Here is a 22,538-nt window from a genome sequence, read left to right on the forward strand (position 1 = left end):
GGTAAATGAAGAAAGGGAAAAAAACGGCCCCGAAGGGCCGTCTTGTTCAGGCCGAACCTGCGCCAGAGGTCATCTGCGTGCCGCCAGCCGGCACCTGCTCCCGAGCGGGGCCGAAGAAGGAGTAGAGCAACATGCCAGCGCCCACGGCCACGGCGAGACCGGAACCCAGACGCATGATGTAGAAGAGCTCAAGCTGGCTCTGCACTTCCATGAAATTCATGCCCAGAACCCGCTGCAGGTGAGTCTGTACCACACCGGCGAAGGTCAAGGTGAAGGTCATGAAGCACATGGCGCTGGTCATGACCCAGAAGCCCCACATGTTCAACACCTGATTGTAAGGCTGTACCCGGCGAAGCTGCGGCATGGCAAAGGTAATTATCCCGAGGATCAGCATCACGTAGGCCCCATAGAAGGCCAGGTGGCCGTGAGCAGCGGTGACCTGGGTGCCGTGAGTATAGTAGTTGACGAACGACAGCGTGTGCATGAAGCCCCACACCCCGGCACCGAAGAAGGCAATGGTCGGGCAACCCAGCGCCCATAGCATGGCGGCCTTGTTGGGATGGTTGCGGCTACCTTTCCAGAACATGGTGAAGGCGAAGACCACCATGGCGAAGAAGGGCGCCACTTCAAGCGTGGAGAAGACACTGCTGATTGGCTGCCAGTAACTCGGCGCGCCGATCCAGTAGTAGTGGTGGCCGGTACCCAGCAGGCCGGAAAACAGCGCCAGACCCACGATGATGTAAAGCCACTTCTCGATTACCTCGCGGTCGACGCCGGTCATCTTGATCAGCAGGTAGCCCAGCAAGGACGCCATGATCAATTCCCATACGCCTTCGACCCAGAGGTGCACCACCCACCACCAGTAGAGCTTGTCCACCGCCAGGTTGGTCGGGTTGTAGAACGCGAACAGCCAGAATACCGCGGCCAGCCACAGGCCCAGCATCAATACCAGATTGATCGCAGTCTTGCGGCCCTTGAGCAATGTCATGCTGGTATTGAACAGGAACATCAAAAAGGAGATGGTGATTAGCACCTTCACCCAGAATGGCTGCTCGAGGAATTCACGCCCCTCGTGGATACCGAACTGGTAGCCGACCAGGGCCGCCGCGCCGGCAAAAGCGAAGATCGCCAACTGCAGGTAAGCCAGATTGGGGCTATGGATTTCCCGTTCGGCCTCTTCGGGCATCAGATAGTAGGTGCTGCCCATGAAGCCGATCAGCAACCACACGATCAGCAGGTTGGTATGGCTGACGCGCATGATATTGAAAGGCATGATTTCAGCCATGAAGTTAGGCCACGCGTAGACGGTCGCGGCTAGCAGGCCGAAGAGCACCTGCAGCGTGAACAGCGCCATGGCCACCATGAAGAACGGCAGTGCCACCTTCTGGGTTTCGTATTTCATTGTACGGTTCTCCTAGTTTCAGCCGGCGGGGTGCGGTGGCCAATCCTGATCATCAATGCCATCGGTCCATTCGAGGAAGTCGATAAGGCCGGTCATTTCCTCATCGGTAAAGTCATACCCTGGCATCTGGCGCCGTCCCTCGATTCTCAAGGGCTGGGCACGGATCCAGGCGTCAATTCCTGCTCGGGCAGCCTCGGGATTTTCGTGACCACCGTAACGCTCCCAGACATTGCCCAGCTCGGGAGCGAAGTAGGCACCTTCACCCATGATGCTGTGGCAATTGATGCACATGTTCTCTTCCCAGACATGCTTGCCGAGCTCGACGGACTCGGTGAGCCCTTCGCTGTCTGTGGACGTGGTGACCATGTACCAGTGCGTGTGAGCCGTCATAGCGGTAAACAGTAGAAAGAAGAACAGCGACCCGCCGTAGAAGATATTACGGGCCGCCGACTTAGTGAGACCATCGGCCATGGAACATACCTCCCCTTGCTTTGAGGCAGCGTCTCTGCTAAGGCAACGACACCGCTTTTTAAGATTCATTTTTAATGCATATTTATAATAGCAGCTAACAATTACAAATTGGCATGACATCGATCAAATTTCTATCAACCAGACAGCAAATGCATGAAGCGCTGACCATGGTTCAATCAACCGTCCTGACCGTCCACCCGCGCCTGCATCAACGGCCAGGTGTAGTGCGCCAGAAACACCCCGTAAGCCAGACACCACAGCAGGATGCTCAGGGTATAGATCCAGTGGCTGATCTGAGGAAACAGCGCCAACAGCGGTGAACGCAGCAGCGTTGCCAGCAGCATCAATCCCAGCGCCACTCCAATGCCCGGCAAGGTGCGTATCGGCCGCCCTGTGTGGCCCAACGAGACCCTAGCCATCATCGCCAGCATCATCGTGCCCATGCCGCCGATAGTCAGCGCATGGAGCGCAAGTTCGACGCGGAACAGCCCCAGCAGCGCCAGCGCCCACATCACGAGCCCCAGCGGAATACAGGCATAACTGCCATGCAGGCCCCACAACAATGGCTCGCGCCAGCTGTGCTGCCCACCCCAGCGGGCCATGCGGATGACATTGGCCACGGCGGCCGCAAGCATCAGTACGACCATCAACCCGGCGGGAATGGCGACTCCCAGCATGATGACCAGCTGCAGCAGCACCACGCTGGCCGTGGTTATCAGCGTCGCCCCCTCGAGTGCAGGAATCGGCTCGGGTTTGCGGCGGCCCAGACGCCCGGCGGTAAACATGGCGATGACTCGCCCCCCCACTACCGTCATCAGCAGAGCGATCAACAGCACGGATAGGTAGGCGGCCTGGCGAATCAACTCGGGGTCGCCATTCATGACACCCAGATGCATGCCCAGGTTGGCGAGGGCGAACAGTGTCAGGGCGGGAACGAAGATCAAGTTGCGCCAGCGCTTTGCGGTGATCACCAGGCGCGCCATGACCACGGCGACCACAGGCAGAAACGCCACATCGACCAGCAGCAGCAACCAGCCCGGCAAGGCCATGGGAAAGGCCATCAATAGCCGGCCCGCCAGCCATAACACCACCAGCCCCAGCAACGGCCCGCCGGAAAGACTCGGCAGTCCCGTCCAGTTGCGCACGGCGGTCAGCAAAAACCCCGCCACCACCGCTGCCGAGAAGCCGAACAGCATTTCATGCTGATGCCAGAAGACCAGCCCGCCATACGGTTGCAACAGGATATTGCCATGCCAGAAGGCCAGCCATACCAGCAAGGAGACCACGCTGAATAGCGCCGCCAGCAGGAAGAAAGGCCGAAAGGCCAGGCGCATCAATGGAATATGCTTGAACTTGGCGGTATCTCGGGAGGAGGCGATAGTGGACATGGCATGATACCCGACTGGCTGACTTGGACAGGGTGATTGTGCGTCAGGTGCGGCGCAAAAAATATGACATGCATCAAAAATACTTCTTTTGGGTCGAGTAACGTGAAACCCTGTGGCTCGTGCCTTTCGGCGGCACCGGCATGAGCCGAGAATCGGGTCTATGCTGAATACGATCTTCAATATCACGCAACTCTTTAGTGAGGTGAATCATGTCGACACCAGTCCTTTTCTCCCACTCAGCGAAACATTGGCTGCTCGTTCCCTTGTGCTTCGTCGCTCTCCAGGCGACGGCAAACGAGACTTATGATCTGACGTTTCAAGGCGATGGCAGCTTTTCCTATCCTCATGCCGGTGACAACGTTGAAGCCGCTATCGTCGAGGTCAATACCGACGAGGTGGTGGCCAAGCAATCGGGCACTATTGCAGATACCACCGAGCCCGCCTTCACCCTGCAATTCGACGATGCCCTCGAAGAAGGGAAGCTCTACGATCTCCATTACTGGATCGATTCCAATTTCGGTGGGGGTAACGAAGGCGTCTGCGATCCCGAGAACATCGACCATCAGTGGCGTATTCAACTCGGCGAAGCCACCGGGGACATGACCGAAGTGGTGCACCATGCCCCCGAGGAATTGACTCCCGTCTGCGCTACTTTCGAATGATACACGCCGGCATCCGACACCTCGGATTCCACCATCCCGCCCTTCCATAAAAGCAACATGGTGATGAACCCGTCGGGGCTCATCACCACTCCATCAATGGCTGGTACCTTCCTCGTAGCGCGTCTTGTTCCAGACGTTGTACTTGCCCGACGGTTTGCTCATGGGAATGCGTTGCAGCTCTTCCAGAGTGTTGCCATCGTAGACGATCACCGCGCCGTCATCCTCCCACAGGCTCAACAGCAGTTTCTCGCCATAACGGTCGAACTCAACATGGGCGGCGGTCTTACCCGGTTCGGGAATCAGGGTCTCGACGATTTCCAGGCTGGCCTTGTCGATGACGTGCATCCGGTCGCGGTTGGGGCCGAAGAATACGTCCACCCATGCATAGGGCGAATTGGCGTGGCTACGCATGAAGAAACCCGGGCCGTCGGTCTCGAGTGTCTTGATTACCGACCAGTCCTGCATATCGATGATGGATACCGCCGACTTGGACAGATGCGGCGTCGCCATCACTCTGCGCCCCTCGTACTCCCAGGTGATCCCCGAGCCCAGGTGCGGCATTCCGGCCAAGGGAAGGTCGGCGACTTTCTCGCCACTGTCCAGGTCGATCACCATGCCGCCCTGCCCGCCTCGTGAAGCGCCGATGACATGACCGTAGTCGAGATCGAAGAAGAAGTCGTCCAGATAGTCCGGCACCGAAATACGTCGAACCCGGAAATTGGGCGTATCGTGAGAGCGTTGGCTGACCAGTGGCGTATTCATGTGGCCGGTGGACACCACGGGTTCGGTGGGCAGCGGCCAGGGAATTTCCCAGACCTCTTCGATATCCTTGAGCGCGGCAATGAAGCTGCCACGAGGGGGTGCTGCGTAGACGGCGCTGACGCGGGAGCCGTTACCGGCCTGGTCGGCTACCGGATAGACCTTCATCAGGTCCAGTTCATGGGCATCGAAAAGCACCAGGCTGTGGGGCAGATAATTGGCGGCCATGACGTAGCGGCCATCCGCCGAGACGGCTATGTTGCGCATATTGATGCCAGCGCGCACTTCCGCGACGACTTCGAAATTGTAGAGGTCGTACTTGGTAATCCAGCCGTCCCGGGAGCCAAAGAAGACGTAACGTCCGTCCGGGGTGTACTTGGGCCCGCCATGCAGCGCATATCGGGTTTCAAAGCGATGAATGCGCTCGAAGGTATCGCCGTCGAGCACGCTGGCGTGATGATCTCCGGTTTCCACCACGATGAAGAGGTTGAGCGGGTCGGCAGCGAAAACCGGTTCGTTCGGCAGGCTGCCCTCGGGGTGAAGCAATATCTGGCTGGCCAGAATATCGTCCTTCGTCCAGCTTGGCGGAGTTTCCGGCGGGCGGTAGATCCAGTCGGCCAAGGAGGCAATATCATCGCTTGCGAGGATGTCACCGAACCCCGGCATCTGGCTGGCGTGCCGCCCGTCACGAATGACCTGGATGGCGGCTTCGGGTTTCAATCGTGAAAGGTTGCCCGGGAGCAGTGCCGGGCCGATGCCGCCCAGGCGTGCCTTGCCGTGGCACGAAGCGCATTGAGCCTGATAGAGCGCTCTGGTATCCGCGTCATCCGCCAGCACCGAGGCTACCGGCAAGAAAAGCGCCAATCGCGCCAAAAGAGAAAGAAATTTCACAGGACGATGCGCTTTCACAGGACAATGCGCTCCTCGGCCAGTTCGAGAGTTTCGCCGGACACGAAAACCGCTTCCTCGGGTAACGGCTGAGCCAGCACATCGGCCAGGCGCACCACCTCGCCAACCACGATCAGCGTCGGGGGTCGCAGTCCCTGCTCGTCGATCGTCTCGACCAGCTCACCCAGGCAGGTAATTACCTGGCGTTGCTCGGGGGTGGTCCCCCGTTCCACCAGGGCGACCGGATGGTCGGCCGGCAGGCCGCAGGACTGCAGCTTTTGGCTGATCAGCTCGGCATTGGCCAACCCCATGTAGAACACCACGGTGTGATGGGGTACCGCCAGGGCCTGCCAGTTCAAGGCCAGCTCACCGTCGCCCTTACAGTGCCCGGTGACGAAAGTGACACTCTGGGCATGGTCGCGATGCGTCATGGGGAAGCCGCCGTAGGCGGCGCACCCTTGCGCCGAGGTGATACCCGGCACCACGCGAAAAGGCACGCCGTGCTCGACCAGCACTTCGGCTTCCTCGCCGCCGCGACCGAAGATATAGGGGTCGCCTCCTTTCAGCCGCACGACCCGTTTCCCTTCACCGGCCAGGCGCACCAGCAGGGCGTTGGTCTGCTCCTGGGTCAGGGCGTGACAGCGGGAGGCCTTGCCGACATAGAAATGCCGCGCAGCGGGGTTCGCCAGCGCCAGCACCTCCTTGGAAACCAGTCGATCGAAGACCAGGCAGTCGGCTTGTTCGATCAACGCCAGGGCCCGCAGCGACAGCAGGCCGGGATCGCCGGGACCGGCCCCGATGATGGCCACTTCACCGGGTGCCAGCAGCGCTTCGTCCAGATCATAGGAAACACGATGTGACGTCATGGCTAAGCACCTCGGGCTAGAGTTCGGTGACGGAAATAGCGGCGAAAGGAGCCGCAATGCGTCTTAGCGCCTGCTCGTCCACGCCGATTTCCTGATTGGTCAGGTAGCAGCCAGGATCCTCTTCCCAGGGGTCGCCGCTGACCTTCCAGGCCCGCACCCGGGTATTGCCGTTACAGATAGCCAGATAACGGCATGCGCTACAGCGTCCTTTCACCGGCCGAGGCCGTTGGCGAAAGCCATCCATCATGGGATCGCGGGTATCACGCCATATCTCGGAAAATGGGCGCTGGCGGACATTGCCTAGATCATGATCCCACCAGAACGTATCCGGATGAACATTGCCCAGGTTGTCGATGTTGGCGATATGCTCCCCCGAGGCATTGCCTCCCCAGTTCACCAGGCGTTGACGCAGCGTATCGGCTTCATGGGGAAAATGCTGCTCGGCCCACTGCAGCAGGAAGGGGCCGTCGGCATCGTTGTTGCCGGTGACGTACTCGCGCTCCACACCTCTCTCGAGTTCACTCCGGCAACGATCAAACAACTGGGTCATGGCATCGCGCGTCATGCGGTACCAGGCGTCCTGCTTGCTGTGGCGCTTGCCGCGCCCGCCATAGTTGAGATGCGAGAGATAGAACTTGTCGACATCGTGCTCGTCGATCAGGGCCAGAATATCGCCGAGCTGCTCATAGTTTTCCCGGGTCAGAGTGAAGCGCAGCCCTACCTTGATCCCTCTCTCCTTGCACAGTTTCACCGCATGCATCGATTCGCGAAAAGCGCCCTGGCGCTGACGGATGAGATCGTGGGTGGTTTCCAGGCCGTCGATGCTGATACCCACGTAGTCGTAGCCGACATCGGCGATCTCATCGATATTCGCTTCGGTAATCAGCGTGCCGTTGGTGGAAAGGCCGGTATAGATGCCCAGTTCCCTGGCCCGCCGTGACAGTTCGAATATGTCCGGGCGCATCAGGGGCTCGCCACCGGACAGGATCAATGCCGGCACGCGAAAGGCCTTGAGGTCGTCGAGTACCGCATGGGCCTCGGAGGTAGTGAGCTCCCCCTTGAAGTCGATATCCGCCGAGACGGTATAGCAGTGCTTGCAGGTCAGATTGCAGCGGCGGATCAGGTTCCAGATCACCACCGGGCCGGGAGGCTTGCGAGCTACCGGGATCGGCCCGGGCTCGAGCAAGGATTTGATATAGCGGGTGACACGGAACATGGCGTTCTCCTTCTGCGGCAAGGCTCAGCCTCGCGCGTCGGTCTCGTTACTATCGGTCCAGGAGTTTTTATTGTTCAAGGAATTGTTAGCGGCCTCCGGCTCTGCGCCCGCCAGGCGTAATCCGGTTTTCTTCAATATGCGTGAACTATAAAGAATGCGGTAATCGCGACAGGCCTCTCCCAGGCAGTCGCGAAGCACCCGAGCTTGCTGCTCGACCTCCTCTCGGCTTCGCCCGTGGAGCATGGCGAAAAGGTTATAAGGCCAGTCCGGCAGGTGACGAGGACGCTGATAACAGTGACTGACCCCCTCGATAGCGGCTATTTCACGGCCCAGCCGCTCGATGTCGGCATCCGCTACATCCCACACCGTCATGCCGTTGGCCACGTAGCCCAGACGGTAGTGATTGGGCACCGCGGCAATACGGCGGATCATCCCGCGCTCGAGCATCGCCTGCATGCGTGAAAGGACTTCTTCACCGTTCATGCCCACTTGCTCGCCGATTGCCGTCCAGGGATCGGAAACCAGAGGCAGCCCGGCCTGGGTGGCCAGCACGATGGCTCGGTCTTGCTCATCCAGGCGCTGGTCCTCGCCTCTGTCAGACGGGTAGGTGAAGTCGGACATGAAACTCCCTCTCCTTGGGCATGTTGAAGACCCTCAGGCCAGTGGCCGTCTCGAGTTCCGCCACGACCTCGGGGATACGTTCCGCCGATTCGGTGGCCAGCACGAACCACATGTTGAGTCGATGTTCACGGCGGTAGTTGTGGGCCACTTCGGGAAAGGCGTCGAGTATCCCGGCTACCCGCTCATAGTCCGCCTCCGGCACCGCCAGGGCGGCCAGGGTCAGGCCGCCTCCCAGGCGCTCGGCATGGTACATGGGGCCGAAGCGGGTAAGCACGCCGCTATCACGCAACCGAGCCAGACGTTCAAGCAATTCTTCCTCGGAGAGACCGAGTTCTGCCGCCACCAGAACATAGGGATACGGCGCCAGGGGCAGCCCATCTTGCAGCCGATTGATGATGGCACGATCCTCGACATCGAGCTCCAGGGTGTTCATCGCGTCTCCTCGAGGGCGTAACGCCCGCCGCATTGACGATAGGCATGCCGACTGAACAGCACCTGATGCTCGATTCCGCCTAGCCCATGACGCTGCACGATATGCTCAAGCTGCGCGAGCACCTGATCCCGTCGAACCCCATGAATCATGCAGAAGAGGTTGAACGGCCACTCCGGCAGGCGGCGGGGCCGGCGGTAACACAGCGTGACGGCGGTTTCTTGCGCCAGGGTGTGGCCAACCCGTGTCACGTCCTGGTCGGGTACGTTCCATACCACCATGGCGTTGGCCTTGATGCCCAGGCTGCGATGACGCACGACCAGACCCAATCGCTTTATCAACCCCTCTTCCTGCCAGCGCTGCATGCAAACCATCACCTCGGCTTCCTCCAGCCCGCACTGCTCGGCCAATACTTGCCAGGGATGCGCGACCAACGGCAGTCCCTCCTCCAGTAAAGCGCGCAGGTGAAGATGGGCGGAAGACTCATGATCCCGGCAATCCCTTTCCAGGGTTTCTAGGGTAAGCGGCGTTGCGGTTGCCATATTCACTCCAACTCAGCCCAGGGAATCGTAAACGCCAGGTCGATATGAAAACTCTCCTCCATCGGCAGGCGTAGGATCGAGCGCCCCAGCAAGGCTTCCAGTCGTGTCAGGCGTGCGGCCAGGCTCTTCTCCTCCGGCGCGGTAACCACGAACCACAGATTGTAATGGTGCTCCCGGGCGTAGTTATGATTCACACCGGGGGTTTGATTGATGAGCTCTGCAAAGGCATCGCGCTGTTCCTCGGGAACCGCCACGGCGGCCAGCAGGCTGGCCCCGGCCATGGCGTGGTCGAAGACCGCCCCGACACGGCTCAGCACGCCCAGCGCCTGCAGCCGCTGCAGACGATCGATCACCTGAGCTTCGGACGTCCCGAGGCACTCGGCCATGGCGTGAAAAGGACGGGGGCATACCGGCAGGCCGCGCTGGTAGCTGTCGATCAAGCGGCGATCCAGCATATCGAGATCGTGGGAATGGCAATGCATTGGCACAGCTCACTTTTCATTGCGTCCGTCATGCACTTCTTTCGAGCACTACTGTCGTGCCTTTCCGTGTCGTGCATTCCCGACATAGGGAAGGGCAGCGGCCCCCTCGGGCCACTGCCATTGCCGGTTCAGTAGATGTCGTGCTGGGTATTGAGGACGTTGAACTTACCGGTCGGAGTCACCAGGCGTTCATCCTTGATTACCGCTTTCAGCTCACGAGTCGTGTCGTCGACGATCACCAGTGCCGACTGCTGGTCCATGGCATTCCAGACCGAGAACCATACCTCGTCGCCGGCCTTGTTGTACTCCGGCTGAACCACCCGCTTGGGACCTTCCCCGACATCGGCCCACTCGGCGATCGGCAATACCTCGTAGCCGGCTTCCATGTCGTTGAGGTCATAGACCGCGACACTCTGGCTGATCGCTTCATCTGGGTTGAGCGCCGTATCGACATACAGGTTGCTCGACTCGGGATGGGTCTTGATGAACAGCGAACCGCCGCCCTGGCCTTCGAGGGTACGAACGACTTTCCAGGCATTGTCCGGGTGCCCTTCAGGGTCGGTCCCGATCAACTGGATGGTGTTGTCACCCAGGTGGCTGGTCGCCCATACCGGACCGAATTCAGGATCGACAAAGTTGGCGCCGCGTCCCGGGTGGGGAATCTTGCCCACGTCGACAATGGCCTCGAGCTCGCGCTCCTGGGCATCGATCACCACGATCTGGTTGGATTCGTTGGCCGCCGTCATGAAGTAACGGCCGCTGCTGTCCCAGCCACCATCGTGCAGGAAGCGGGAAGTATCGATCTCCACCATGCTCAAGGCATCGAGGTTCTCGTAGTTGACCAGTTGAACCTTGCCGGTTTCCTTGACGTTGACAATGAATTCGGGATGTTGATGGGAAGCCACAATGGCCGCCACGCGCGGTTCAGGGTGATATTCCTGAGTGCCCACGGTCATGCCCCGGGTACTGACGATCTTCTGTGGCTCCAGGGTCTCGCCATCCATGATCACGTACTGCGGCGGCCAATAGGCTCCGGCGATGGCGAAGCGGTCCTCGTACCCCTCGAACTTCGAGGTTTCGACGGAGCGCGCCTCCATTCCCACCTTGATGGTCGCGACGACACTCGGCTCTTCCATCCACAGGTCGATCATGTCCACCTTGGCATCGCGGCCGATGACGAACAGGTAACGCCCCGAGGCGGACATACGCGAGATATGCACCGCATAACCGGTATCGAGTATGTCGACAATCTCCTTGCTGCCGCCGTCGATCAAGGCGATCTGACCCGCGTCGCGCAGCGTTACCGAGAACAGGTTCTCCAGGTCCAGATCGTTCATCTGCTCGGTGGGGCGATCTTCCGGCGGCACCATCACTTCCCAGGTTTCCTGCATCTCGGCCATGCCGAATTCCGGCGGCACCGGCGGCTCGTGCATGATGTACTTGGCCATCAACTCGACTTCCTCCTCGGAGAAGTCACCCGAGGTGCCCCAGTTGGGCATGCCGGCCGGCGAGCCGTAGTTGATGAACACCTTTAGGTAGTCCAGGCCGCGCTCCTGGGTAATATCCGGAGTCAACGGCTTGCCTGTCGCCCCCTTGCGCAGTACCCCGTGGCACCCTGCGCAACGCTGGAAATAGATCTCCTTGGCGCGCTCGAATTCCTCCTCGGTAAGATCAGGAGCACCGGGGGTGCGTACCGACTTGGCTGATGCTGAATCCACCGGTGAATCGGTGCCCCGGTAAAGTCTTGCTGCCTCCTGCTCCTGGTCGGGGTCATCCTCGAAAGCATGTACCACGCCCAAGCCGAGTGACGCAGCCGTGATAGCCACGGCCAGTGGTTTGAGATACCTGTTTATCTTCATCATTGCTTCCCTATGTCATGGTCCACATAAGCAGCCTTGTCAGGTAGTGCTCTTTTTATTATCACTGGAGGAGTCCAGGCGTAGCGCTGCTGTAAAACAGGTTGGTCCAATAAAATCCATTATTCATGCTTCTTTTGATTTCGCCCCCATGTTTCTCTTCGAGTATTGACTTGGATCAATCTGCTTCCATCCTTCCCTCGACTCCTTCGAAATCACGATTGCCAACCCAGAAATAACGTGGACGAGTTCGGTGCGATTCGTTTTCTTGATACCTGTCAATAAAACTTTCCCCGGGACACTCGACACTCCTCGCAACGTTATTGCCTGGAGGCGTCATGCCACACCTGTATCGCGCCATCCTTTTCGGTATCTCGGCACTATTGGCCGCCCAGGCCCTGGCGTCCGATATTTCTCCCGAGCGGAAACAAGAGCTTGAAACGCTGATTTACCAGGATTGTGGCTCCTGCCATGGCATGACCCTGAGAGGAGGCCTGGGTCCCGCCCTGCCCCGTGAACGCATGAGTGCCTACTCGACCGATGGCTTGGCCGGGTTGATTCTGCAGGGCATTCCCGGTACCGCCATGCCCGGCTGGAAGGGATTGCTCAGTGAACAGGAGGCGCGCTGGATCGCCGAACATCTGCAAAACGACAATCCCCTGGAGCACTGATGCTGGAGTTATCATGACCCTGATACGCAAATCACTTGCGAGCCTAACGCTTCTGACACTTCTCTCCGGTTGCCAGACGGCTCCGAATACGCTGGGTGGAACGGGTGATCTGGGCGTGATCGTGGAACGTGCCACGGGCAGCCTGGCGGTGGTCAACACCAGTCGGCAACAACGCGTGGATCAGGTAGAAGGTCTGGGCGACCTCTCCCACGCCTCGGTGAAGTTCTCGCGTGACGCTCGCTACGCGTTCGTCTTCGGTCGTGACGGCGGGTTGAGCAAGGTCGACCTGCTCAGCGGCGAGATCACCGCTCGCGTCATGCAGTCGGGCAACAGTATCGGCGGGGCCATCTCCCAGGACGGTCGTCTCGTTGCCGTGGCCAACTATGAGCCGGGCGGAGTGAAGATCTTCGACAGCGAGAATCTGGCATTGGTGGCCGATATTCCCGCCACCTGGCAGGATGAAAACGGCCAAGAGCAGCGTTCCAAGGTCGTGGGGCTCGTGGATGCCCCGGGAAATCGCTTCGTCTACAGCCTGTTCGAAGCCGGGGAAATTCATGTCGTCGACATGAACGCTGAAACACCCGAAATGACTCGCTTCACCGACGTAGGGAAAAACCCCTACGATGCCCTGATCGACCCGAGTGGACGCTATTACATTGCCGGCCTGTTTGGCGAGGACGGTCTGGTTCTGCTCGATCTATGGCACACCGGTAGCGGAGTGCAACGCATCCTGCCCGACTATGGCCGTGGCGATGAGCGCCTGCCGGTCTACAAGATGCCCCACCTGGAAGGCTGGGCCATGGCGGGGAACGAAGCCTGGCTACCAGCGGTGGGACGCCATGAAGTGCTGGTTGCCGATAAGGATGACTGGGCGCTCATTGATCGTATCCCGGTCCAAGGTCAACCCATTTTCGTCATGAGCCGACCGGACGAGCGTCAGGTCTGGGTCAGCTTCGCCCATCCCGCTAATGATGTAGTGCAAGTCATCGATACCGAAACTCGCCAGATCACGGCCACGCTATTACCCGGCAAGGCCGTGCTGCACATGGAATTCACTCCTCGCGGTGAACATGTCTGGATCTCGGCCAGAGATAGCGACCGGGTGACAGTCTACGACACCCGCACCCTACAGGAAGTGGCGCGCCTGAAAAGCGAGTCGCCAAGCGGCATCTTCTTCACCGACCGAGCCCACCGCATCGGGCTATAAACCCCTCGGCAAAGATGAGCCGAGATGTCCTATCGGCATCTCGCTAGCGTGGTGCCGGGAGCATTTGACCCAAAGCGAGACATAAAGGTGACCCAAATCAATAACAGCACAACCAGATTCCTTTAGTTTGAACCCTATACACTTTCTCGCTATGTTTTATTCCAGTTCCAAAGAGCTCCCTTAGCATTTCCAACCAAGCGAGCTCACTGCTGAACTGGTAGTACTACCACTCAAAATATGTATAAGGAATACCTGTTATGAAACTTCTCGCATCGGCAATACTTCTCGGTTCCGTCGCTTTCGTTTCGGTTAGCGCTCAGGCGGATGGCGAAGCCACCTACAACCAGGCATGCATGGCTTGCCACATGACGGGTGCCGCAGGCGCGCCCATACGCGGTAACGCCGAACACTGGGAGCCACGCATGGAAAAAGGCATGGAAACGCTCTATGACCACGCCATCAATGGCTTCCAGGCCATGCCGGCAAAAGGAGGACAGCTGTCCCTGAGTGACGACGAAGTGAAGGAGGCCGTCGACTACCTGCTCGAACCGACGCTGTAACTCTCTTACTTAAAAGGAAAACGCAATGCCCCGCGTGGTTTTCCCGCCCCATCTCGTTGGCCTCTGGACTAGTCTTCTGCTGTTGTTGATGGTGGCGCTGCCCGTCCAGGCCATCGAGCTTGAGCAAGTCCGCGCGGGATTTCCTTCTGCCGAGCGTCTCGCGGAAGCCGAATCCCAATGGCCGGTCAGCCGGGTGCTGGCCGGTGACGATGAACTGCTCGGCTATGTCTACGAAAGCGTGGATATCGCTCCCATTCCCGCCTACTCCGGAAAACCGGTCAATGTCCTGGTGGGAGTGGATATCGAAGGGCGCATCGTCCAGGCCGATATTCTCAGCCACGCAGAACCCATCATGCTGGTGGGTATTCCGGAAACGAAGCTTGAAGGCTTCGCCGACGAACACGTTACGGCCCATGTCAATGACAGGCTTCGGGTCGGTGACAATCTCGACGCCATTTCCGGCGCGACCGTGACGGTCATCGTAGTCAGCGACACCATCATGCGCAGCGCCCGGCAAGTGGCCGCCGAACAGCAACTCATCGCGGACCTTTCACTGGCACCGCCGGCCCGGGTGCTGGATGAGGTATTCACCCCCGCCGACTGGAGCGCGCTCACCGGCGACGGCACCATCCGCCGCCTGCACCTGACCCACGGTGAAGTCGACGAAAGCTTCATTGGCACTGCCGCCGAAGACTACCTGCGCACACCGCAACCCGCCGACAAGACCTTCATCGAGCTGTTCTACACCTACCTCAACCCGCCGACCGCCGGACGCAATCTGTTGGGCGAGTCTGGCTACGAGCAGCTCATGGCCGAATTGGGCGAGAACGAGCATGCCATCGCCGTGATGGGCCGGGGCGACTACTCCTTCAAGGGGTCGGGGTATGTGCGCGGCGGTATCTTCGATCGTATCGAGCTTTCTCAGGGCAGCACCCGGGTCAGCTTTCATGACAGCGACCATATCCGCCTGGGCAACCTGGCCCTCGATGGAGCGCCGTCGCTGGCCGAGCGCGATATTTTCATCATCCGCGAGGAAGCGGGTTTCGATCCCGGCCAGCCCTGGCAGCTGGATCTGCTGGTGCGTCGTGCTTCCGGCCCCCTGGATACCGAATTCAGCCGCTTCAGTGCCGACTACAGCGTGCCCGAGGCCTATATCGAGCGCCCCGAACCGCCAGTGGAGGAGGCGATCTGGGTGCAGGTCTGGCGCGACAAGGCGTTCCAGATCGGCGTGCTGGGCGCCGGCCTGCTGGTACTCACCGGTATCATGCTGTTTCAGGACGTGCTGGCCCGCCGCCCCCGTGTGCTGAATCCACTGCGCCAGGGTTTCAAGATCTACACATTGTTCTTCATCGGCTGGTACTCGTTGGCCCAGCTATCGGTCGTCAATATCCTCACCTTCACCAATTCGCTGATCAGCGGCTTCAGCTGGACCTCATTCTTGATCGATCCGATGATGTTCATCCTCTGGTCGTTCGTCGCGGTGAGCCTGCTGCTGTGGGGCCGTGGAGTGTTCTGTGGCTGGCTGTGTCCTTTCGGGGCGCTGCAGGACCTGGTCAACCAGATCGCCCGCAAGCTGAAGGTCAAACAGATCGAGGTGCCCTTCGGCCTGCATGAGCGCCTATGGGCGATCAAGTACATCATTCTACTGGCGCTGTTCGCCGTCTCGTTGCATTCGCTGGGTACCGCCGAACGCTACGCCGAGGTGGAGCCGTTCAAGACCGCGATCACGTTGCGCTTCCAGCGCGATTGGGCCTTCGTGCTCTACGCCCTGGGCCTGGTCGCCATCTCCGCCTTCAATCACAAATTCTATTGCCGCTACGTTTGCCCGCTGGGTGCGGGATTGGCGATCCCTTCCCGCCTGCGCCTGTTCGACTGGCTCAAGCGTCATCGCGGTAGCTGCGGCACCCCGTGTCAGATATGTGCCAACGAATGCGAAGTGGCCGCCATCCATCCCGATGGCCGCATCAATGCCAACGAGTGCCACTACTGTCTCGATTGCCAGGTGACCTACTACGACGACCAGCGTTGCCCGCCCATGGTCAAGCGCCGCAAGCGCTTCGAAAAGGCGACCAGAGTGTCTTCCAGTGCCTCGGCAAGCGTCGGGACCCATGACCCCGGCAATGCCGGAAAAAGCAAATTGCAGCGAATCCCTACTCTGCAGGAGGAGTGAACTAATGAGTGACAAGAAAAAAGTGATCGAGAACCTCGGCCGCCGCCATTTCTTGCGCAACAGCGCTGTAACCGGCGTGGCCGGTGCAGGTCTGGCCAGCGGCTTCGGTGCGGGTGCGCTGCTCAACAGTCGACAAGCCCAGGCCGCCAGCGCCGAAGGGGTCGAGGTGGCACCCGGCGAGCTCGATGAATACTACGGTTTCTGGAGCGGCGGTCACCAAGGTGAAGTCCGGGTGCTCGGTGTACCTTCGATGCGTGAGCTGATGCGCATCCCCGTGTTCAACATCGACAGCGCCACCGGCTGGGGCATCACCAACGAATCCAAGCGCATCATGGGCGACTCGGCGCGCTTTCTCAACGGCGACTGCCACCATCCGCACGTCTCGTTGACCGACGGCAGCTACGACGGCAAATACCTGTTCATCAACGACAAGGCCAATACCCGGGTGGCGCGTATTCGTCTCGACATCATGAAGACGGACAAGATCACCACCATCCCCAACGTCCAGGCGATTCACGGCCTGCGTCTGCAGAAGGTGCCTTACACCAAGTACGTCTTCGCCAACGCCGAACTGCCGATTCCGCAGATCAACGACGGTCGCGACCTGGAGAACCCGGAAAACTACTTCACCATGTTCAACGCTATCGATGCCGAAAGCATGGACGTGGCCTGGCAGGTGATCGTCGATGGCAACCTCGACAACACCGATGCCGACTACACCGGTCGCTTCGTTGCCTCCAGCTGCTACAACTCGGAAAAGGGCATGACCTTGACCGAAACCATGCGCGCCGAGCGCGACTGGGTGGTGGTGTTCGATGTCGAAGCGATCGAAGCCGCCGTCGCAGCCGGCGACTACAAGACGCTGGGTGGTGTGGACGTGCCGGTACTCGACGGTCGCAAGGGCTCGAAGCTGACCCGCTATATCCCCATCCCCAAGAACCCGCATGGCGTGAATACCTCGCCGGACGGCAAGTATTTCATTGCCAACGGCAAGCTCTCGCCGACCTGCTCGATCATCGCCATCGACAAGCTGCCGGACCTTTTCGACGGCAACATCGAACCGCGCGACACCATCGTCGGTGAGCCCGAACTGGGCCTCGGCCCGCTTCACACCACCTACGATGGCCGGGGTAATGCCTATACCACCCTGTTCATCGATAGCCAGGTGGCGAAGTGGAACATCGAGGACGCCATCCGCCACTACAATGGCGAAGACGTCAACTACATCCGCCAGAAGCTCGATGTGCATTATCAGCCGGGGCACAACCACGCGAGTCTTACCGAGTCCCGCGATGCCGATGGCAAGTGGTTGGTGGTGCTGTCGAAGTTCTCCAAGGACCGCTTCCTGCCGGTAGGCCCGCTGCACCCGGAAAATGACCAGCTGATCGACATCTCCGGCGAAGAAATGAAGCTGGTACACGACGGCCCCACCTTCGCCGAGCCCCACGACTGTATCCTGCTGCGTGCCGACCAGCTCAGCCCCAGCCGGGTGTGGAAACGCGATGACCCCTTCTTCGCCGAGACCGTCGCCATGGCCGAGGCCGACGGCGTCAATCTGGAAGGCGAAAGCAAGGTAGTCCGCGACGGCAACAAGGTGCGGGTCTACATGACCTCTATCGCCCCGCAGTTCGGCCTGACCGAATTCAAGGTCAAGCAGGGCGACGAGGTGACCGTGGTGGTCACCAACCTCGACCAGGTCGAGGACCTGACCCACGGCTTCGTCATGGTCAATCATGGCGCCTCCATGGAGATCGGCCCGCAGCAGACTTCCAGTGTCACCTTCACTGCCGACCGGCCCGGGGTGCACTGGTACTACTGCAGCTGGTTCTGCCACGCCATGCACATGGAAATGACCGGTCGCATGCTGGTCGAACCCGCCTGACGCTTCAGTAGTGCTGTGAAAGAAGCCACGATGCGGGCCGACACGTTCGGCCCGCTGCGGGAGATTGCCATGAAACGATATCGCGGCTTCATCGGCCGCCTGCTCCCCTTGGTATGGCTATGGCTGCCGGGCGGAGCTTACGCTGTCGATTGGCACGCCACCCCCGGCGAGCCGCTGCAACCTCTGGTCGAACAGGCCGCAGACGGCGACCGACTGTTGCTACCGGCGGGACGCTACCCCGGACGGGTCGTTGTCGACCGCACTCTGCACCTGCAGGGCGAACCAGACGCCGTACTCGATGCGCAGGGCCACGGCAACGCCATGGTGCTGGCCGCGCCCGACACTATTGTCGAAGGGTTACGTATCGAAGGCTGGGGCCGCAACCTGACCGAGCTGGAGGCGGGCATCTTCGTCGAGCCCGACGCTCACGGCAGTACCATTCGCCATAATCGCCTGACTGGGCCCGGTTTCGGTATCTGGCTCGATGCCGTCAGCGATGTACGCGTGATCGACAACACCATTCGCGGTGATACCAGCCTGCGCTCTCAGGATCGCGGCAACGGCATTCACCTGTACGATGTCAGCCAGTCCATCATCGAATCCAACGATGTCGCGCAAACCCGCGACGGCATCTATCTCGACAATAGCCGCCACAATGTGCTGCGCGGCAATACCCTGCACGATCTACGCTACGGCGTTCACTACATGTACTCATTCGACAATCACCTGGAAGGCAACCTGACCCGCCAGACGCGGACAGGCTACGCCTTGATGCAATCCAAGCGTCTGACAGTCATCGACAACCGCTCCATGGATGACGACAACTACGGCATCCTGATGAACAACATTACCGACTCCACCCTGCGCGGCAACCGTGTCGAAGGTATCATCCAGCCCCTGGGGGCCGATGGCGAGGGTCGTCTCGACGGCGGCGACGGCAAGGCGCTGTTCATCTACAACTCGCAGTTCAACCGTATCGAGAACAACCGCTTCGCGGACAGCGATATCGGCATTCACCTCACCGCCGGTTCGGAGGACAACCAGATGACGGGCAACGCCTTCATCGCCAACAAGCAGCAAGTCAAGTACGTCGCCACCCGCGAGCAGGACTGGTCCGGCAATTACTGGAGCGACTACCTGGGCTGGGATCTGGACGACGACGGCATCGGCGACACCGCCCACGAACCCAACGACGCCATGGATCACCTGTTGTGGCGCCATCCCGCCGCGCGCCTATTGATGCAGAGCCCGGCGGTCCTGGCGCTGCGCTGGGTCCAACGCCAGTTCCCGGTGTTTCGTCCCCCCGGCGTCAAGGACAGCGCGCCGCTGATGGGCGAGCCCAGCCGAGAAGGAAACGCCTCATGACCCCGGTGATAGAACTGCAGCGCGTCACCAAGCGCCACGGCTCGTTGACGCGCCTGGCCGAGATGGACCTCACCATCGAAACAGGTGAGATGCTGGCCCTGCTGGGGCACAACGGTGCCGGCAAGACTACCATCATGAAGTTGATTCTGGGCTTGATTGCCCCAAGCTCCGGCCGCCTCGATGTGCTTGGCGGTGCCCCCGACGGGCCGCATGCCGAACGCCTGCGGCGCCAGCTGGGGTACCTTCCCGAAAACGTCACCTTCTATGAGCAGCTCAGCGGGCGCGAGGTGCTTACCTATTTCGCCCGGCTAAAACAGGCCGAGCGTGACCAGGTCGCGGTATTGCTCGAACGCGTGGGTCTGCTCGAGGCCGCGGACCGCCGCGTCAAGACCTACTCCAAGGGCATGCGCCAGCGCCTCGGTCTGGCCCAGGCCCTGCTGGGCTCACCCCGGCTGCTGCTGCTCGACGAGCCCACTACCGGACTCGACCCCGCCGCCACCCGCGACTTCTATCAGACGGTGAAAGTGTTGCGCGACAGCGGCTGTACCGTGGTGATCTCTTCGCATGTGCTGCCCGGTATCGAGCCTTATATCGATCGTGCGCTGATCCTGGGCAAGGGCCGTCGCCTGGCGCTCGGCAGCCTCGAGCAATTGCGGGCACAAGCCGAGCTACCGCTGACCTTTCGCGTCCATGGCCACTTGCCGAAAATTCAGCATCACCACTGGGCCGACTTGCACCTCGAACCGACCCCGATCGACGAACGCTGCATGGAGATCAGCGTCCCGGCTGAGAAAAAGATGCCGGTGCTGCGCCAATTGGCGGAGATGCCGGGTATCGAGGATATCGAGATGTCGCCTCCCACACTTGAACATCTCTATACGCATTTTTCCGCCCGATCCGCTTCCCCTGCGCCAGGAGACAATCCATGAAGGCCATGTTCATCGTCGCCGCAAAGGAGTTCCAGGACGGCCTGCGCAACCGCTGGGTGCTGGCGATCACCGTGATCCTGGCCGCCATGGCGATGGGGATCGCCTACTTCGGTGCCGCAGCCAGCGGTGGCCTCGGCTTTACCTCGCTGGCCACCACCCTGATCAGTCTCTCTACCCTGGCGGTGTTCCTGATACCCCTGATCGCGCTATTGCTGGCCTACGACGCCATCGTCGGCGAGCAGGAAGCCGGCACCCTGCTGCTCTTGCTGACTTATCCGTTGAGCCGTTCGGCGCTGCTCTTCGGCAAGTTCCTCGGCCACGGGCTGATCCTGGCCGTCGCTACCCTGCTCGGCTTCGGCATTGCCGGTATCGTCATCGCCATGGGGGCCGAAGGCGTTTCCCTCGTCGAGTTGAGCGCGGGCATGGCGCGGCTGATCGCTAGCAGCGTACTACTGGGCTGGGTATTTCTCGCCTTCGCCTACCTGATCAGCGTCACGGTTAGCGAGAAGGCGCGGGCCGCCGGGCTGGCGCTTGGGGTGTGGTTTCTGTTCGTGCTGGTATTCGACCTGGCGCTGCTGGCGTTGCTGGTCGGGGTCAAGCAGGGCGGTGACTGGCTGCCCTACCTGATGCTGCTCAATCCGACCGACAACTTTCGCTTGATCAACCTGGCCGGTTTCGACGCCACCCAACTGGAAAGCGGCATCACCGCCATCGCTCAACAAGGCGCGTTCCACCCCGCTTGGCCGCTGCTGGCGATGCTGGCCTGGGTCGCGGCGTCACTGCTGTTGGCCATGCGTCGCTTCCATCGCCATGCCGCTTGAAACCCGCTACCCGTGACGTATCACCGAGGATTCACCATGCCCGCCCTGCTCCCTGTCTTTACACTCATCGCCCTGCTCCTGACCGGTTGCAACAATGCCACCGACACCGCCGAAGCGACACCGTCCCAGCCCATCGCCGACGACGACGTCTGTCATGTCTGCGGCATGCTCATCGCGGAGTTCGAAGGACCCAAGGGCCAGGCATTCATGGAGGATCGCACTGATTCGCGCAAGTTCTGCTCCACCCTGGAGATGTTCGTCTTTCTTCAGCAGCCCGAGAACCAGAGCCAGCTGCGCCATGCCTATGTACACGACATCGGCGCAACACCCTGGGAGGCTCCCCGGGACGATGCATTCATCCTCGCTGAAGAGGCCTGGTATGTGATCGGCCACGACCGGCGCGGCAGCATGGGCCACACTCTGGCGTCATTCTCCAGCCGTGAAGTCGCCACTCGGTTCATCGAGGCGCATGGCGGTGAAGTGATCGCCTACGACGATATCGACCTCGACTTGCTCGGTAGCCTTGGGCGCGGCGAAACGAATCGCCATACCGCGCCCGATCACGGATAACGCACAGCCCAGGCCAGCCAGGCGGCTCAAGCCAACCATGACAGGGGGCTGTGACGAACGGCGGCCCCCACCATGTAGAGAAACAGGATAACGGCCACTATAGCGGCACCGGCGCGAATCCGCGGCGTCGGCCCGCGCTTGATCGCAACGGTACCAATGCCGATATAGGCCAGCAGCGCCAGCAACTTGGCGCCAAGCCAGGGCAGCTGCCAGGGCCACACCGAAAGCAGGACCATCAACGTCACGCCCAGGCCCAGCAGAGCGGTATCGATAAGGTGGGGCAGCACCTTGACCCAGCGCGCATGACGTAACGAACTTTCCCGCACCGACCACCAGGCGCGCAGCACGAAGAAGGTGATGCTCAGCGCGGCGGTGGTCATGTGCAGATGCTTGATGAGAAAATAGTGTTCCAAGAAAGCCACCTTCAAGGGGATCATTTCAGGGCGTCAGCCCGCGCTAGGGAATCAACCAGGACAAAATCAGCAGCCCCAGCAGCGTGCGGATCAACCCGCCGATGATCGAGCCGCGCAGAAACGCCCGGATACCGCCGAACACGATCAGCAGGCCGATGAGCAGCACGGCGAGACTCAGAAATGACGGGCTGATGCCCAGCGAACGCGTCAGCCCCTCCACGAAGGAGTCCATGGCGCCGAAGAAATTGGTGAAGATCGCCACGAGAAAATCGACGAAGCCGCGGATGATCTCGCCTATCGTCTCGCCTACCGAATCGAAAAAACCGTCTGCTTGCATATAGGGCTGGTTCCGGGAAGAGGTCCTCAA

23 protein-coding genes are annotated in these 22,538 nt (G+C 60.3%); 10 read left to right on the top strand and 13 right to left on the bottom strand.

What is annotated here, in order from left to right; genetic code table 11:
• Positions 1 to 46: 46 nt before the first annotated feature.
• The 3 genes from R5M92_RS10775 to R5M92_RS10785 form a co-directional block, all read right to left on the bottom strand.
• On the bottom strand, positions 47 to 1,402 hold the full coding sequence (locus R5M92_RS10775; protein WP_346795936.1) for a cbb3-type cytochrome c oxidase subunit I: 1,356 nt from the start codon (positions 1,400 to 1,402) through the stop codon (positions 47 to 49).
• Positions 1,403 to 1,420: 18 nt separating this feature from the next.
• Positions 1,421 to 1,873 (bottom strand): cytochrome c, encoded by a 453-nt coding sequence (locus tag R5M92_RS10780; protein WP_346795937.1) that lies wholly within the window; start codon positions 1,871 to 1,873, stop codon positions 1,421 to 1,423.
• A gap of 176 nt (positions 1,874 to 2,049) precedes the next feature.
• Positions 2,050 to 3,261 carry an NnrS family protein gene (locus R5M92_RS10785; RefSeq protein ID WP_346795938.1) on the bottom strand — a complete coding sequence of 404 codons (1,212 nt, stop codon included), beginning with the start codon at positions 3,259 to 3,261 and terminating at the stop codon, positions 2,050 to 2,052.
• A 209-nt stretch (positions 3,262 to 3,470) separates the two neighbouring features.
• Here R5M92_RS10785 and R5M92_RS10790 point away from each other — a divergent pair, with 209 nt between their 5' ends.
• Positions 3,471 to 3,923, top strand: coding sequence for a hypothetical protein (locus R5M92_RS10790; RefSeq protein WP_346795939.1), 453 nt, complete (start codon positions 3,471 to 3,473; stop codon positions 3,921 to 3,923).
• Between the two features lie 93 nt (positions 3,924 to 4,016).
• Here the strand turns inward: R5M92_RS10790 and R5M92_RS10795 are convergent, their stop codons facing one another.
• The 8 genes from R5M92_RS10795 to R5M92_RS10830 all read right to left on the bottom strand — a co-directional run bounded on the left by R5M92_RS10795 (position 4,017) and on the right by R5M92_RS10830 (position 11,586).
• A complete protein-coding gene (locus R5M92_RS10795; protein ID WP_346795940.1) occupies positions 4,017 to 5,534 on the bottom strand; it encodes a cytochrome D1 domain-containing protein in 1,518 nt (505 codons plus the stop codon).
• A 53-nt stretch (positions 5,535 to 5,587) separates the two neighbouring features.
• Positions 5,588 to 6,436: a uroporphyrinogen-III C-methyltransferase gene (cobA, locus tag R5M92_RS10800; RefSeq protein ID WP_346795941.1), complete on the bottom strand. Its 849-nt coding sequence runs from the start codon at positions 6,434 to 6,436 to the stop codon at positions 5,588 to 5,590.
• A 16-nt stretch (positions 6,437 to 6,452) separates the two neighbouring features.
• Positions 6,453 to 7,652: a heme d1 biosynthesis radical SAM protein NirJ gene (gene nirJ, locus R5M92_RS10805; RefSeq protein ID WP_346795942.1), complete on the bottom strand. Its 1,200-nt coding sequence runs from the start codon at positions 7,650 to 7,652 to the stop codon at positions 6,453 to 6,455.
• Between the two features lie 24 nt (positions 7,653 to 7,676).
• Positions 7,677 to 8,273 (bottom strand): Lrp/AsnC family transcriptional regulator, encoded by a 597-nt coding sequence (locus R5M92_RS10810; RefSeq protein ID WP_346795943.1) that lies wholly within the window; start codon positions 8,271 to 8,273, stop codon positions 7,677 to 7,679.
• Positions 8,248 to 8,706, bottom strand: coding sequence for an AsnC family transcriptional regulator (locus R5M92_RS10815; protein WP_346795944.1), 459 nt, complete (start codon positions 8,704 to 8,706; stop codon positions 8,248 to 8,250). The genes R5M92_RS10810 and R5M92_RS10815 overlap by 26 nt, the downstream gene beginning before the upstream one ends.
• Positions 8,703 to 9,245 (bottom strand): AsnC family protein, encoded by a 543-nt coding sequence (locus R5M92_RS10820; RefSeq protein ID WP_346795945.1) that lies wholly within the window; start codon positions 9,243 to 9,245, stop codon positions 8,703 to 8,705. Before R5M92_RS10820 ends, R5M92_RS10815 begins: the two co-directional genes overlap by 4 nt.
• Positions 9,246 to 9,247: 2 nt before the next feature.
• Positions 9,248 to 9,727, bottom strand: coding sequence for an Lrp/AsnC family transcriptional regulator (locus tag R5M92_RS10825; protein ID WP_346795946.1), 480 nt, complete (start codon positions 9,725 to 9,727; stop codon positions 9,248 to 9,250).
• Positions 9,728 to 9,855: 128 nt separating this feature from the next.
• Positions 9,856 to 11,586 (bottom strand): cytochrome D1 domain-containing protein, encoded by a 1,731-nt coding sequence (locus R5M92_RS10830; protein WP_346795947.1) that lies wholly within the window; start codon positions 11,584 to 11,586, stop codon positions 9,856 to 9,858.
• A 335-nt stretch (positions 11,587 to 11,921) separates the two neighbouring features.
• Between R5M92_RS10830 and R5M92_RS10835 the strand changes: the two genes are divergently transcribed.
• The 9 genes from R5M92_RS10835 (at position 11,922) to R5M92_RS10875 (ending at position 21,758) form a co-directional block, all read left to right on the top strand.
• On the top strand, positions 11,922 to 12,254 hold the full coding sequence (locus tag R5M92_RS10835) for a cytochrome c (RefSeq protein ID WP_346795948.1): 333 nt from the start codon (positions 11,922 to 11,924) through the stop codon (positions 12,252 to 12,254).
• Between the two features lie 13 nt (positions 12,255 to 12,267).
• A complete protein-coding gene (locus R5M92_RS10840; protein WP_346795949.1) occupies positions 12,268 to 13,461 on the top strand; it encodes a cytochrome D1 domain-containing protein in 1,194 nt (397 codons plus the stop codon).
• Positions 13,462 to 13,718: 257 nt separating this feature from the next.
• Positions 13,719 to 14,021 carry a c-type cytochrome gene (locus R5M92_RS10845; RefSeq protein ID WP_346795950.1) on the top strand — a complete coding sequence of 101 codons (303 nt, stop codon included), beginning with the start codon at positions 13,719 to 13,721 and terminating at the stop codon, positions 14,019 to 14,021.
• A gap of 25 nt (positions 14,022 to 14,046) precedes the next feature.
• Positions 14,047 to 16,191, top strand: coding sequence for a transcriptional regulator NosR (gene nosR / locus R5M92_RS10850; RefSeq protein ID WP_346795951.1), 2,145 nt, complete (start codon positions 14,047 to 14,049; stop codon positions 16,189 to 16,191).
• Between the two features lie 4 nt (positions 16,192 to 16,195).
• Positions 16,196 to 18,073 carry a TAT-dependent nitrous-oxide reductase gene (nosZ, locus tag R5M92_RS10855; protein WP_346795952.1) on the top strand — a complete coding sequence of 626 codons (1,878 nt, stop codon included), beginning with the start codon at positions 16,196 to 16,198 and terminating at the stop codon, positions 18,071 to 18,073.
• Positions 18,074 to 18,142: 69 nt separating this feature from the next.
• A complete protein-coding gene (locus R5M92_RS10860) occupies positions 18,143 to 19,438 on the top strand; it encodes a nitrous oxide reductase family maturation protein NosD (RefSeq protein ID WP_346795953.1) in 1,296 nt (431 codons plus the stop codon).
• Entirely contained in the window at positions 19,435 to 20,367 is a 933-nt protein-coding gene (locus R5M92_RS10865; protein WP_346795954.1) for an ABC transporter ATP-binding protein, read from the top strand. The genes R5M92_RS10860 and R5M92_RS10865 overlap by 4 nt, the downstream gene beginning before the upstream one ends.
• Positions 20,364 to 21,188, top strand: coding sequence for an ABC transporter permease (locus R5M92_RS10870; RefSeq protein WP_346795955.1), 825 nt, complete (start codon positions 20,364 to 20,366; stop codon positions 21,186 to 21,188). Before R5M92_RS10865 ends, R5M92_RS10870 begins: the two co-directional genes overlap by 4 nt.
• A gap of 36 nt (positions 21,189 to 21,224) precedes the next feature.
• Positions 21,225 to 21,758 (top strand): nitrous oxide reductase accessory protein NosL, encoded by a 534-nt coding sequence (locus R5M92_RS10875; RefSeq protein WP_346795956.1) that lies wholly within the window; start codon positions 21,225 to 21,227, stop codon positions 21,756 to 21,758.
• A gap of 26 nt (positions 21,759 to 21,784) precedes the next feature.
• On the opposite strand, the gene R5M92_RS10880 is transcribed toward R5M92_RS10875, so the two are convergent.
• Both R5M92_RS10880 and R5M92_RS10885 read right to left on the bottom strand, forming a co-directional pair.
• The gene (locus R5M92_RS10880; protein WP_346795957.1) at positions 21,785 to 22,171 is read right to left on the bottom strand and encodes a SirB2 family protein; all 387 of its coding nucleotides are present in this window, start codon (positions 22,169 to 22,171) and stop codon (positions 21,785 to 21,787) included.
• Between the two features lie 43 nt (positions 22,172 to 22,214).
• Entirely contained in the window at positions 22,215 to 22,508 is a 294-nt protein-coding gene (locus tag R5M92_RS10885) for a hypothetical protein (RefSeq protein ID WP_346795958.1), read from the bottom strand.
• Positions 22,509 to 22,538: the final 30 nt, after the last annotated feature.

This window comes from Halomonas sp. Bachu 37, assembly GCF_039691755.1.
In the GTDB taxonomy this organism is placed as follows: Bacteria; Pseudomonadota; Gammaproteobacteria; order Pseudomonadales; family Halomonadaceae; genus Vreelandella; species Vreelandella kashgarensis.